The sequence below is a fragment of the uncultured Duncaniella sp. genome (assembly GCF_910578445.1).
Classification (GTDB): Bacteria; Bacteroidota; Bacteroidia; order Bacteroidales; family Muribaculaceae; genus Duncaniella.
Window position 1 is genome coordinate 222,194 of sequence record NZ_CAJTQC010000002.1, and the last position, 13,098, is coordinate 235,291.

General features: G+C 50.0%; 12 protein-coding genes and 3 tRNA genes. 4 read left to right on the forward strand and 11 right to left on the reverse strand.

The features are described from left to right. Positions 1-68: 68 nt before the first annotated feature. Entirely contained in the window at positions 69-452 is a 384-nt protein-coding gene (locus QZ311_RS02180; RefSeq protein ID WP_297063408.1) for a hypothetical protein, read from the reverse strand. Positions 453-536: 84 nt separating this feature from the next. After that, a complete protein-coding gene (gene xseA / locus QZ311_RS02185; RefSeq protein ID WP_297063410.1) occupies positions 537-1,835 on the reverse strand; it encodes an exodeoxyribonuclease VII large subunit in 1,299 nt (432 codons plus the stop codon). Between the two features lie 157 nt (positions 1,836-1,992). Between xseA and QZ311_RS02190 the strand changes: the two genes are divergently transcribed. Together QZ311_RS02190 and QZ311_RS02195 are read left to right on the forward strand one after the other, a co-directional pair. Further along, positions 1,993-3,726 (forward strand): 1-deoxy-D-xylulose-5-phosphate synthase, encoded by a 1,734-nt coding sequence (locus tag QZ311_RS02190; protein ID WP_297063526.1) that lies wholly within the window; start codon positions 1,993-1,995, stop codon positions 3,724-3,726. A gap of 133 nt (positions 3,727-3,859) precedes the next feature. Beyond that, positions 3,860-3,941: transfer RNA gene (locus QZ311_RS02195), tRNA-Leu, on the forward strand. A gap of 146 nt (positions 3,942-4,087) precedes the next feature. Here QZ311_RS02195 and QZ311_RS02200 read toward each other — a convergent pair. From QZ311_RS02200 to QZ311_RS02235, 8 genes are all read right to left on the reverse strand, one after another. After that, positions 4,088-5,164: a four-carbon acid sugar kinase family protein gene (locus QZ311_RS02200; protein ID WP_297063413.1), complete on the reverse strand. Its 1,077-nt coding sequence runs from the start codon at positions 5,162-5,164 to the stop codon at positions 4,088-4,090. Between the two features lie 10 nt (positions 5,165-5,174). Then, the gene (gene pdxA, locus QZ311_RS02205) at positions 5,175-6,212 is read right to left on the reverse strand and encodes a 4-hydroxythreonine-4-phosphate dehydrogenase PdxA (RefSeq protein WP_297063415.1); all 1,038 of its coding nucleotides are present in this window, start codon (positions 6,210-6,212) and stop codon (positions 5,175-5,177) included. 2 nt (positions 6,213-6,214) lie between these two features. Next, entirely contained in the window at positions 6,215-7,360 is a 1,146-nt protein-coding gene (locus QZ311_RS02210; RefSeq protein ID WP_297063417.1) for an iron-containing alcohol dehydrogenase, read from the reverse strand. A gap of 21 nt (positions 7,361-7,381) precedes the next feature. Next, positions 7,382-8,971, reverse strand: a complete 1,590-nt coding sequence (locus QZ311_RS02215; RefSeq protein ID WP_297063419.1) for a sodium:solute symporter — start codon at positions 8,969-8,971, stop codon at positions 7,382-7,384. Next, positions 8,968-9,852, reverse strand: coding sequence for a dihydrodipicolinate synthase family protein (locus tag QZ311_RS02220; protein ID WP_297063421.1), 885 nt, complete (start codon positions 9,850-9,852; stop codon positions 8,968-8,970). The genes QZ311_RS02215 and QZ311_RS02220 overlap by 4 nt, the downstream gene beginning before the upstream one ends. Positions 9,853-10,147: 295 nt before the next feature. Continuing rightward, positions 10,148-10,219 (reverse strand) — tRNA-Glu (locus QZ311_RS02225). Positions 10,220-10,270: 51 nt separating this feature from the next. Next, positions 10,271-10,528, reverse strand: a complete 258-nt coding sequence (gene rpsT, locus QZ311_RS02230; protein ID WP_123613379.1) for a 30S ribosomal protein S20 — start codon at positions 10,526-10,528, stop codon at positions 10,271-10,273. Between the two features lie 41 nt (positions 10,529-10,569). After that, positions 10,570-10,641, reverse strand: a tRNA-Glu gene (locus tag QZ311_RS02235). 412 nt (positions 10,642-11,053) lie between these two features. Here QZ311_RS02235 and QZ311_RS02240 point away from each other — a divergent pair. Both QZ311_RS02240 and QZ311_RS02245 read left to right on the forward strand, forming a co-directional pair. Further along, positions 11,054-11,827, forward strand: coding sequence for a hypothetical protein (locus QZ311_RS02240; RefSeq protein ID WP_297063425.1), 774 nt, complete (start codon positions 11,054-11,056; stop codon positions 11,825-11,827). A gap of 15 nt (positions 11,828-11,842) precedes the next feature. Beyond that, positions 11,843-12,562, forward strand: coding sequence for a DNA repair protein RecO C-terminal domain-containing protein (locus QZ311_RS02245; protein ID WP_297063428.1), 720 nt, complete (start codon positions 11,843-11,845; stop codon positions 12,560-12,562). 14 nt (positions 12,563-12,576) lie between these two features. Here QZ311_RS02245 and QZ311_RS02250 read toward each other — a convergent pair whose 3' ends face one another. Then, on the reverse strand, positions 12,577-12,756 hold the full coding sequence (locus QZ311_RS02250; RefSeq protein ID WP_297063431.1) for a hypothetical protein: 180 nt from the start codon (positions 12,754-12,756) through the stop codon (positions 12,577-12,579). Between the last annotated feature and the right edge of the window lie 342 nt (positions 12,757-13,098).

Here is a 13,098-nt window from a genome sequence, read left to right on the forward strand (position 1 = left end):
CCGCAGGATGGTGGTGGATAGTTGCGGGCGGAGGATAAAAATGTGTAAATTATGATATTAGAGAGAATCTAATCGAGTTTGTCGGCAAGATTGGAGGCGGTGTCTGCAATCGAGTTGAGTGCGCTTGCAGCCCCTGATTTGATTTTGTCCAGCAGAGGTGAGGCCTTCTCTTTGAGATCGTCAACCTTGTCAGAGATAGAATCCTTGGCATCCGACAGCTTGTCGGAGATAGAATCTTTCGCATCGGAAAGTTTGTCGGCAATGCTTTCCTTGGCATTATTGAGATTGGCTTTTGCCTGCGCTTTTGCGTCGGCGGCAGTCTCTTCGATCTTCTGTTTGTCAGCTTTGAACTGGGCTTTGGCAGCGACTTCTGCAGCCTCGGCGCTTACCTTTGCAGCCTGAGCCGAAAGCTTTCCGGCACTATCTGCTATGTTCTGTTGCATTGAGCTCATAATCTTTATTCATTTAATTAGTAAAACATACCCTTATAACATCCCTTTGCGGTTGTGGGTTGCCGGGGTGATTATTAAATCTAATTAAAGAATGTTAGAGCTGACACTGCCGTCGGGCAGTATGGTTTCGATGGTCATCCCTTTTTTTAGTTCAGATATGGAGGTGACGGCATGACCGCTGACACGGGTTATGGTGTAACCGCGCTTGAGTGTTGCGGTCGGCGACAGAACCTTGATGAGTTCTCCGATAGAATCAAGACGGTGTCTGCGGCGTTCGATGATTGATGCGGTAGCTGATTTCAACCGTTCTGCAAGCATGTCGAGCCGCGATACTTCAGGGCGTAGACGTGTCCGTGCGGTTTCGCTTAGCGCGAGCATGTCGCGGTCGAGACGTTTGCGAGCATTGTCGACGGCTGCCTGAGGCAGATAGGGCAGACGTGCGCTGATATATGCGAGTTGCTCGCGCGATGCGGAAATCATGGTGGAAGCACTGTGGTGGATTTCGGATGCCAGAGCCTCAAGGTGGTCGAGTGCGGCATTGCCGCGTGCAATAAGCCATTCGGCTGCGGCTGTCGGGGTTTTCACACGCATGTTGGCTACGTAGTCGAGCACTGTCACATCACGTTCATGGCCTATACCTATTATGACAGGCAATGGGAATTGTGCGATGTTGGCTGCGAGGTCGTAGTTTTCGAAGGCAGCAAGGTCGCTTGTCGCCCCTCCGCCTCTTATGATGACGACTCCGTCCCAGTTTTCCTCTTCTAAGGCTATGGCTTCGAGGGCTGAGATTATTGATAAAGGCGCTTGCTGGCCCTGCATCACTGCGGGAAAAAGCTGTGTCGAGAATCTTAGGTTGCGCGGATTGGTGTAGAGCTGATGGATGAAATCGCCATATCCCGCCGCTCCGGGAGCGGAGATTACGGCTATTCGGAGCGGGATTTCGGTCCATTCGAGTGAGCGGTTGAGGTCGATGATTCCGTCTTTCTGTAGCTTTGCGAGAATCTCAAGGCGGAGTCTCACAAGGTCGCCCATGGTGTAGACGGGGTCTATGTCGGTGATATTAAGTGAAAGTCCGTATGACGGATGATAGTTGACCGAAACGAGTACCCTGACCTTCATTCCGCTCGCCAGACGGCTACCGGTCGTGGCCATGAAATCACTTTCGATACGTGCGAGCGCCGAACGCCAGATTGTGGCGCGTACACGGGCTATAGGCTCGCCGGTGGCAGGGTTCTTCTGGATTAGTTCGAGATAGCAGTGCATGGCACGGCGCACATCGGATGTCTCGGCCGTAATCCATACGTTGCGTAACGAGGGTTCGGATGAGATGAGTGATGACAGGCGTGAAGTGAATTCTTCAAGGGTGAGGGTGTCTGTGGTCATTGGTGTTATCTTTTATCATGCAAAATTAATGGAATTTTGGTAGGTTTGAAGTTATAATTGGTAAAACATAACACAATCAGAAATGTTAATTTTGTAGTTGTATCCGCTATGGGCGGTAATGAAACCCAAATTGAATTATAATTTTACATTTATGGATATAAATCTTAAATCACTTAGTAGCCCCGCAGATATCAAGTCGCTGACAATTGATGAATTAAATGAACTGAGCGGGGAACTGCGTGCAAATCTGTTGAAAAAGCTTTCAGCCCACGGCGGTCATGTCGGACCTAATCTCGGTGTGGTAGAGGCTACTGTCGCACTTCATTATGTCTTTGACGCTCCGGCTGACAAAATCGTGTTTGATGTCAGCCATCAGAGCTATGTCCACAAGATGCTGACAGGGCGAATCGAAGCTTTCATTGATCCGGAGCATTATGATGATGTGACAGGCTACACTTGTCCGAGAGAAAGTGAATATGACCTTTTTGAGATAGGACACACTTCGACTTCGATAGCTCTTGCGTGTGGTCTTGCCAAGGCGCGTGATCTTGAAGGAGGTAAGGAAAATGTGGTTGCCTTTATCGGAGATGCGTCTCTCGGTGGAGGCGAGGCTCTTGAAGCATTGAATTTTGCACCTACGCTGGGGACAAATTTTGTAGTCATCCTTAATGACAACCAGATGTCGATTGCCGAAAATCACGGTGCGCTCTATGAGCATCTGGCAGAGCTGCGCAAGACAAACGGAGCTTCGGCCAACAACATCTTCCGTGCGCTTGGCTACCAGTATATCTACGTGGAGGATGGCAACAATATCCAGTCTCTGATAAAAGCATTCAAGGCGGCTCGTGATGCGGATCATGCTGTGCTCATCCACATCAACACCATGAAGGGTGAGGGTCTGCCTGTGGCTGAGGCCGACAAAGAGTCTTTTCACTACACCGCACCGTTTAATCTAAAGACCGGTGCTCCGCTTGTCGATGACGAAGAGGAGGATTATGGTGAGATTTTCGCTCGCTATATGCTTGAAAGAATGCAGGCCGACCCGAAAGTCGTGACAATCACAGCCGGCACTCCCGGTGCGATTAACTTTACTCCCCAACGGCGTATGGTGGCCGGAAGCCAGTTTGTTGATGTCGGTATCTGCGAGCAGGCGGCTACGGCTCTTGCCGCCGGACTTGCCAAGGGTGGCTGTCGGCCGGTATTCGGTGTGATGGCGACCTTCATACAGCGCTCCTATGACCAGCTGTCGCAAGACATCGCCATCAACGGTCTTCCTGCCGTAATTGTGGATTTTGCAGGTGGAGTGTGGGGCATACCCGACATGACGCATCTCGGATTTTTTGATATTCCTTTGATTTCAAATATTCCTGATTTTGTCTTCCTCGCTCCTGCCTATGCCGAGGAATATGTGGCTATGCTCGATTGGGCTGTCAGTCAGACGGAGCACCCGGTGTTGCTTCGCACCCCCTCTGGAGCTGTCGTTCATTCCGACCGTCCCGTAAATATGGACATCTTTAAGTATGACGTCGTAGCAGAAGGCGAAGATATTGCAATAATCGGTGCAGGCGATTTCTTTGGTATCGCAAGTGAGGCTGCGGATATTCTTCGTCGAGAAGGCAAGAATCCGACGCTTATTAATCCGCGCAATCTCTCTCAGCTTGACAGGGAATGTCTTGACAGGCTGAAGAGCTATAAGACTGTCGTCACTCTTGAGGACGGAATCCTTGACGGTGGTTTTGGCCAGAAAGTTGCTGCATATCTTGGCGAATCTCCTGTAAAGGTCGTGACGCTTGGTCTGCAAAAGGATTTTATTGACCGCTACAATGCCGATGAGGTATTAAAAGCCAACAATCTGACTCCTGAGCAAGTGGCTTCATTGGCAAAGGCTTGAACCATTGACTTTGCATGGTTTGAGTGTTGTAAAACGCTTGGCTTCAATAGTATATGCGCTATAGGATAAAATAAATTTGGAAATTCAGGTAAAAAGTCCTATCTTTGCATTCGGAAAATATTATCCGAATGTCGCGCATGTGGCGTAATTGGTAGCCGCGTTAGACTTAGGATCTAATGTCTCAGGACGTGGGGGTTCGAGTCCCTTCATGCGCACAGAGAAAACAGTCTGATTGATTAATAATTGTCAATCAGACTGTTTTCTCTTATAATCCGTAGGATATTCTCAGATTTTCGATTTCAGGAAGTCCGGTAGAGCGGGTGAGTTGAAATGGGGGACATCGTCATGGGTGATGGGGAAATTATTTTTCGAACAGGCTGCCCCACGGGTAGCTGCCGGGTTTCATGGTGACATGCGTTCCGTTGTTGGCACGCATGCGGATTACTCCGGGGGCTATCTCCTCGGTAATCGTGAATGAGTTCCAGCCCAGTCCGCTGAGGATGGCAAATGCGGTAGCTCCGCCTTCGATGACCAGCTCGGCAGGGCGGTGGCAGCTGACAAGTGTATCGCTTATCCGCGCCATTGTCTCGCGGAGATAGACGGCGATGTGCTTGCCGGTGCGGTGGCGGTCACGGACGGCGAGAATCAGTGCGTGGGAACTGTTGTAGGCATCGGTCAGCTCTGCAGTCCAGTCATCGGCGTTCTTTTCCTCGTCGTAGACTTCGGTCGGCATATAGGCGGTAGCGATTCCGCAGTCAATCGGCTTGCTTTGGGTGCTTCCGCAGATGATGAGGCAGTCGCTGAGATCGAAGGCGCATTTTTTGTCTGAAGTTTCCTTGCAGTCCGGGAATTTCAGGCGTAGGAAAGCTGTGAACAGGTCGGCTGCTCCGGCAAGTAGTATATTGTCGGCTGCCGTCGAGACGGCTTCGGCCACATCGCTCTCGCTCTCGGCATCGGTGTAGCTGATGCCTTTCGTCTCACATTCAGGGAGGCGCTCGCTCAATTTTGACGAGAATGCGGGAAACTCAGGGTCGAATGAAAAGTCGGTCTCATGGAGGGGCTTTTGACCGATGTAGTAGACTCCGTCGCGGATTACGCGCCCTTTCGACGGATTGGCGGGAAGATAGAGCGCCTTGCAGTAACGGGTGTTGGCAAGCAGGGCTTCAAGTTCGGACACCACGTGTCCGCGCAGGGCGGAGTCGGTTTTCTTGAATATAGCTTCCACTCCGGGGATAGTCCCGAGTGCTTTGGCTACACGTGCGCTTTCGGCAGCAGCATCTTCTTCCGACATTGAGCGTGTATCGGTGGCTATGACGAGCACATCGCAGTCCGGCGCGCTTTCGGGCTGCATGGTCAGTTTTACACGAAGGCCGAGACGGTGGGCTATGCCCGCCATCTCGGCTGCTCCGGTAATGTCGTCGGCAATAACGGCAATCATTGCGGATTGTTTATTCCTTTATTCCTAAACGATATTTTGCCATACGGGTGGCATAGTCGATGCTGAGCACCATTGCGTCGTCGCTTGCCACACCCTTGCCGGCAACGTCGAAGGCTGTGCCGTGGTCGACGCTGACGCGGATGATGGGCAATCCGAGAGTGATGTTGACACCGTTGGCGCTCTCCATCTTGCCTGTCTCCTTGTTCCAGTTGAAGGCGCAGACTTTCAGGGGGATGTGGCCTTGATCGTGGTACATGGCCACACATCCGTCATATTTGCCGCATTTTGCCTTGGCGAATATGGAGTCCGGTGGTACAGGGCCGTCGACGTTGAATCCGCGCGATTTCAGTTCCTCGATTGCCGGGATGATTTCCTCGGCTTCCTCGTAGCCAAACATGCCGTTCTCGCTGCTGTGGGGGTTGAGACCGGCGATGCCGATACATGGATTTTCAATGCCGAACTGCTTGCATGCGTCGGATATGAGTTCGGTCACTTCTATGATGCGGGCTTTCTTTACGAGGTCGCATGCTTTGCGCAAGGGGACGTGGGTCGACACGTGGATCACACGGATATTCTCGTCGGCGAGCATCATGGCATATTTCTTCGTATTGGTGAAGGTGGCATATAGCTCGGTGTGGCCGTCGTAGTGGTGTCCGGCGAGGTTGAGAGCCTCTTTGTTGAGAGGAGCGGTGACAGTTCCGTCGACTTCGTTGGCCATCGCAAGCTCGATGGCTTTCTTGATGCTGACGAAGGCTGCGTTGCCGCACTGCGACTGCACTTCTCCGAATTTGAAGGTGTCCATGTCGACGCAGTGGAGGTCAAACACGTCGATTGTCCCGTATTCGAACTTTGCATCGCTCACCTTGTCGACAGCGTTGATTTTGAAATCAAATCCGAGAAGTTTCACCGCTTCCTTCATCACGGCTGCGTCGCCTGTGACGATAGGGCGGCATTTTTCGTATGTCTCCTTATGACTGAGGGCGCGGACTACGATTTCCGGTCCGATACCGGCCGGATCGCCCATTGTTATCGCTAATATAGGCTTCATGATCAGTAGAGTGAGTTGTAGATGTCCTTGGCATCCTGTTCGGTTACTTCGCGTGGATTGTTTTTCAACAGACGCTGCACTTCCATTGCCGCTTTTGCCATTCTGTCGACAGCGCTCTGCGGGATGTTGAGTTCGGAAAGCTTCTGTGGTATGCCGACGGCTTTTGAAAGCTCGTAGATGAAATCAACACCGTTCTGTGCTGTTTCGTCGTCATCCTTGCCTTGGGGCGCTCCGCAGGCAATTGCGACTTCGGCATATTTTTTCAGGTTTGCCGGACGGTTGAATTTCATCACCGAAGGAAGAAGTATGGCATTCGACAGGCCGTGGGGAATATGGAACTCTCCGCCGAGCGGATAGCTGAGCGCGTGGACAGCTGCGGTGTTGACAGGGCCGAGCACGAGACCTCCGTAGAGTGAGCCGAGAGCAAGCGCCTCGCGGGCTTCGACATCGTTGCCGTCTTTGACTGCGCGGAGCAGATTGGCTGCGATGAGCTTTATGCCCTGAAGAGCATAGATGTCTGCTGCGGGGTGGGCAAATTTATTAGTGTAGGCCTCGATGCAGTGGGTGAGGGCATCCATGCCGGTGTCGGCCGTAACCTTCGATGGTACGGTCATTGTGAGCTTCGGGTCTACATAGGCTGCATCGGCGAGCAGATATTCGCTCACGATGCCTTTCTTGAGCTTGTCGCGCTCATCGAGCAGGATGGCATTGGGCGAGACTTCGCTTCCTGTGCCGGCAGTGGTGGGCAGACAAGCAAGCCAGAGTCCTTTTTTCTTGATGAAGCCTGTGCCGAAGCAGTCTTCGGCAAGCTGGTCGCTGTCGGCGAATGCGGCAACGAGCTTCGCAACGTCGAGGACTGAGCCTCCTCCGATTCCGGCAACGCTGTCAGCTCCGAATTCGCGTGCGAGTTTGAGGATTGCGTTGAAATCGTTGAGGGTGGGTTCGGCAAGTATATTCTGGAATACTTCCACGCTGACGCCGTTCTCCTTGAGCTGAGAGAGTGAAGGCTCGATAAGAGGTATGATGGGAGGTGCGGTGAGCACGAAGAGGCGTTTGTGGCCAAGTTTAAGATAATCTTCAACAAATTTCTGAATGCAGTCTGAACCGAATACGATTTTTTGTGGCTGCAGAAGTGTGATTGGTTTCATATCCTTTTATATAGTGATTGTTTATAGAGTTGGTTCGATATCGAGCTGTGCCTGTTTTTTCTTTTCTTCAAGATAGCCGTAGATTGTCAGCTCCTTGTCGGCAAGCGGTGCTGCAAACAGGTAGCTTGCGAGATATCCGACGACGAGAACGATGATGTGGCTGTAGACTCCAAGCATGTATTTATGATGGGTGAAGTTCCACGATCCGAGATCAAGTATGGTCTCTTTGACACCTGTGCCGTGCAAGTCGACCTTGGTAGAGGTCAGGACTGCATATGCGGTGAAAATCACGGCGGCAGCAATGCCGACGTAAAGCCCCTGTTTGTTGGCGCGACGGCTGAACAGTCCGAGCAGGAAGATGCCGACTATGCCGGCCGAGAATATGGCATAGAGCGAGAACAATGCTCCGAGGACACCCTCGCCACCCCAAGAGATGTAAAGTATGGCCACGCCTACAGCTCCGATGCCTGAAAGGACCACCATTGTGCGGCCGAAGCGAAGCTGCTGACGGTCGGTCACATTCTTTTTGAACCGGACATAGTAGTCCTGCACGGCGATAGCCGAGAGGCAGTTGAGGTCGGTGTCGAGGCTTGAGATTGCGGCGGCGGCCAGAGCTGCGATTATGAGACCGCGGATGCCGACCGGAAGTTCATTGCTTATGAAGTAAGGGAAAACTTCGTCGCCTTTGATTCCGTCGGGCAGAGCAGGTGCGCCGGCTGAGTGGTAGTAGGCGAACAGACATGTGCCGATAAACATGAACATAGCCCAGATGGGGACACTCATGAGCACACCGATGTAGGCGGCTTTCTTGGCGTCGCTGTCGTTTTTGGCTGCAAGATAGCGCTGCACTATGGTCTGGTCAGTGCCATATTTCTGAAGAGCATAGAAAATGCCGTTGAGAACCATTACGATAAATGTCAGCTGGGTAAGATCCCAGTCATATGGCCCGACATCGATTTTGTTGTATTCACCGGCTATGCGTAGCACTTCCGACGGTCCTCCTTCGGGCAGGAAGAGGAGGAGCACCACGCAGATGAGTCCTCCGCCGATGAGGAGTCCTCCCTGAGCCACGTCCATCCATACGATGGCTTCCATTCCGCCAAGGAGGGTGAGAATGATGATAGTGACTCCGAGGATGAGGACTATCGCGTAGATGTTGATGTCGAGGAATGTGGAGAGGGCCATCGAGACGAGGAAGAATACTGTCCCCGCCTTGGAGAAATGACCGAGAGTGAAGGCGAATGAGCTATACATTCGGGCGAACAGTCCGAAACGTCGCTCGAAGTATTCGTAGGTCGACAGTCGGACCACTTTTCTGAACAGAGGGACGATTACTCCGATAAGAGCGAGCAGCACCAGCGGGACCATAAGGCCCTGAACGAGCAGAATCCAGTTGTCGGCGTAGGCTGCGCCGGGATAGGCAAGGAACGTGACGCTTGAGATAAGGGTGGCGAATATCGACATGCCGACAGCCCACGCCGGGATTTTACCGCCGGCAGCGAAATATGTGCTTGTGTCTTTCTGACGGCGAGCGAAATATACACCGACTCCGATCGCCGCTGCTACTGAGCACAGGACAATCGCATAGTCAATCCAGTGGATGTCGTTCATAATTTCGCGATTATGGCTTGTTCCTCATCAGCTGAAAGTCTCGTCAACGGCATGAGCATCCAAGGTTCGCAGAGTCCTTTGGTCTGCATCATCACTTTGAGTGCAGTGAGTGACTGTCCGAGAGTGCGTCCTGCCTGATAGATTTTTGCAATCTCGTTTGTTTCGTCCTGCAGGCGGTTGGCTGTGTCCATGTCGCCTTTGACAGCTGCCTCATAAAGCTCATTGAACATTTCAGGCACGTAGTTGCCTGTGCTGGGGACAATGCCGTCGCCGCCGAGCGACAGAGAATATGCCGACTGAGCGGCCCATCCGCAGAAATATGCGAAGTCTTCACGGTCTTTTGAAATGGCGATACATTGCTTCATGCGCTCAAGGTCGCGTTCGGAGTCTTTCAGTCCGACGATGTTGGGGTGGTCGGCGAGGCGCTTGACGACATCGACGGGTATTGTCATGTGGGTTGTCGCGAGAATATTGTAGAGCATAAGCGGACCGGAGATATTGTCGGCAAGTGATTTGTAGTAGCCATACATCTGTTCCTCGGTCAGTGCGTAGTAGGATGGGAGTGTGGCAACGATGACGTCAGCTCCTGCTTTGGTGTAGGCCTCAGCTTGAGAAAGCTGCTCTGAGAAGCAGTTTCCGGTCAGACCGGCGTAGATTAATATGCGTCCCTTCGCTGTTTTTACGGCGGTCTCGACAAGAGCCAGTCCGTCGGATGCCGATACGCTGTTGCCTTCGCCTGTAGTTCCCATCAGAAGCGGGGCTACATTGTTGACGGCAAAAAATTCGATGATTCTTTCTACAGCGGGGATGTCAAGTTTTCCTGTTTCTGTGACCGGTGTCACCATGGGCACTACAACGCCACGATAGTTACAATTTTTCATAAGGTTGTTATGTTTTAGATTTTAGGATTTCAATAGTTGTCGTGATTGCCGGAAGTGAGGTTGAAAAGGCTTACCGGCTGTCTGTGATGAAGTGTGTGAAACAATATATGGCAAATGTAGTAAAAAAGATTGAGCCATGAAACTATTTGGCTCTCAAAATTTCATGACTCCTTTTCTGATTTGTTGCGAGTGTGGTAAAATACAATATCCCCCCCTGTTGGACAGGCCGATTTCAGTATAGGCCTATTTTTTTGATAATAAAAAAACTCACCGCTCAATGAACGGTGAGTTTAGGTAGCCCATAGGAGAATCGAACTCCTCTTTCAAGAATGAAAATCTTGCGTCCTAGCCGATAGACGAATGGGCCGTTCCTTAACCAAGATAGCTTGTCGGGAAAATCTTCAAGAAGCCTTTCGGATTAAGCGGCGAGCTTTGCGATATGATGAGCAAGCTTGCTCTTAAGATTTGCGGCTTTGTTCTTAGAGATTGACTTCTTAGATGCAAGACGGTCAAGCATTGCGCTAACTTTGCGGTAAGCTGCTTCAGCTTCTGCCTTGTCAGTCAATTTGCGAAGATTGCGCACAGCGTTGCGGGCAGTCTTTGCGTAGTAGCGATTACGAAGTCTGCGTGATTCGGTCTGACGAATTCTCTTAAGTGATGATTTATGATTTGCCATCGGTTAATTTAATTCTTTGTTTCTTGATTAAGTCTTGTTAGTAGCCCATAGGAGAATCGAACTCCTCTTTCAAGAATGAAAATCTTGCGTCCTAGCCGATAGACGAATGGGCCTTCCCAAAAGCGATTGCAAAGTTACGCACTAAGTTTTAATCAAACAAATTTTTTAAGATATTTTTAGAATTTAATCTAAAAAAAGATGCAATAAGCGCCATAGAGCCATTATATACCTTAATTATATAGGAATTATATAGGCGATTGCAGGATAAAAACCGCATGGATAAATTTCAATTTTCAGGATTGCGGATTGTCGGTCTTGCTGTTTCCCGATGGATTCTGACATGCGTTTGGATTTTAGGATTGAGTGTTAAAAATAAAGGGCTCGAAAAAGATTGTGATGATTTTATTTGACCAATATCCAAAAAAAGAATAATTTTGCAAAAAAGTGTAAACGCATTGTTTGCTTTATATTGTAAAAACGAGACCTTAAACAACCTTTTATTATCACGTAACAAATAAAAAAGTAATGATGAAAAAATTATTAGTTGCTTTTGTGCTTGGCCTTGCCTCTTTGGGCACGACTGTATCAGCTTCTGACAATTGCTGCATGGCTCCCGCATCTGTTCCCGGCGTGAAGTCGACTTTAGGAGTTTTTAACCATCTTGGACTTGGTGTCGGTGTTGGAACCAACGGTATCAGCGTTGAGGCTGCCACTCCGATCACTCGTTTCCTTGCATTGCGTGCAGGTGTGCATTTTATGCCCGATTTCAAATTTGGAACAGATGTCGATGCTTATTATAACCATCCTGTGACAGGCGAGTCTGTTAGCGAGACTATCGATGTGGACTGCGGACTCGGACGCACGCAGGGTTCTGTCATCCTTAATGTGTATCCCATACCTTCAAGCTCGTTTTTCATTGCTGCCGGAGCTTATTTCAGTGGCGACAAGCTTGTCAAGATTAAAGGTCACAGCGATGCAATGATGAACTACGGCGGTATGATTGAGGTCGGAGACTACAACATCCCTGTCGATAAAAACGGTGACGTGCGTGGCGGTCTTAAAGTGAAAGGCTTCCGTCCATATCTCGGCCTTGGCTGGGGACGTTCGATTCCGAAGCGTCTGTTGAGCTTTAATTTCGAACTTGGTGTGCAGTTTGAGGGCAAGCCTGAGGTTTATTCTGAAACAGGCGACCTTAAGGAAATCACAGACAATGAGGCTGCAAATGATTTTCAGGATATCATAAAGAATCTCAAGCTGTATCCTAACCTCACTTTCCGTCTCAGCGGTAAGATATTCTAAAGCCACGGAGAGGAAATGAATCTTCACCTTGTGGCGTTGAGAACCACAAAATATAGCGACACCCAGACCATCCTTACGGCCTATAGCCGTGAATTGGGCCGGGTGTCGCTTGCTATGCCTGCCGGTAAGGGTAAGTCATCAGTGAGAATGAAGGCGCTTGCAATGCCGTTGAGTGTCGTCGAGTGCGTGAGTGAGCCGCGTCCCGGACGTGAGATACTGCCAATGCGTCAGGCTTCGCAGGGCGTAGTGCTCAAATCGCTGCATTCCGATCCGGTAAAGCAGATAATAGCCATGTTTCTGTCAGAAGTGCTTGCGGTGACGCTTCAGGGCGGTGCTCCGGATGAGTCCATGTTTGATTTTCTTGTCTCAAGCATTGGAATTCTTGACAATGCCGACGCTGCCGCCACTGCAAATTTCCATATATGTTTCCTTTTCAATCTTGCCCGTCATCTCGGCATTGAGCCTGATGTGTCGACCTATGGGGGTGGGTCGTTATTTGACATGGCTGACGGTCGTTGGCGTCGGTCAATGCCTCTTCACAGGAATTTTCTATCAACCGCTGACTCGGAAATCGCCCATAAGCTGTCGCGCATGACATTCTCAAATATGCACCGTTTCCGCTTTAACCGCAATGAACGCAATGCTATAGTCGATGGCATTCTCGAATATTATTCGCTTCACTATGTGTCGATGCGCTATCTTCGTTCGCTTGACATAGTCAGGATGTTGCTGTGAGGATGTTTCGCAGCCTAATGTCCCGATATTTTCGGCAATGAGGCCATGCGTTCCTGTCTGAGCGATTCAAGCGCTCTGCGGTGGGCGCGATATGTTATGTAACGGTTGATGAGTAGGCCGGTTATCGAAACGATTACGACGAGTAAGACAATGCCGAGCCATAAGAGGAGTGTGCGTTCGTCAAGAGGAGCCATAGTGAAATGTTGTTTTAGGGGAAATATGAATATTTGGGTATTTGAAGTGATACTATTACAACATTACTGGTGTTTTTTCGGTTTACGGGAATCTTATGAAAAATTGAGTTTTTCGTGATATTATTTCACATGTGACGGGGGCGATGTCGATTCCCTGTGAGGGTTACAATGTTTGGAGTTGAGAATTGAGTGTCCGGTAAAGTGCTCTATTAGCCCCTGTTTTAAGGCCGTTTATGCTGTTCGAATGAAAAAAATGAGATTTTCATGCCTGAAATTTCACTTTTTTTTGGAGGTTAAAATAAAAGTTACTACCTTTGTGGTCGCGAAAACGCCATGTTACGC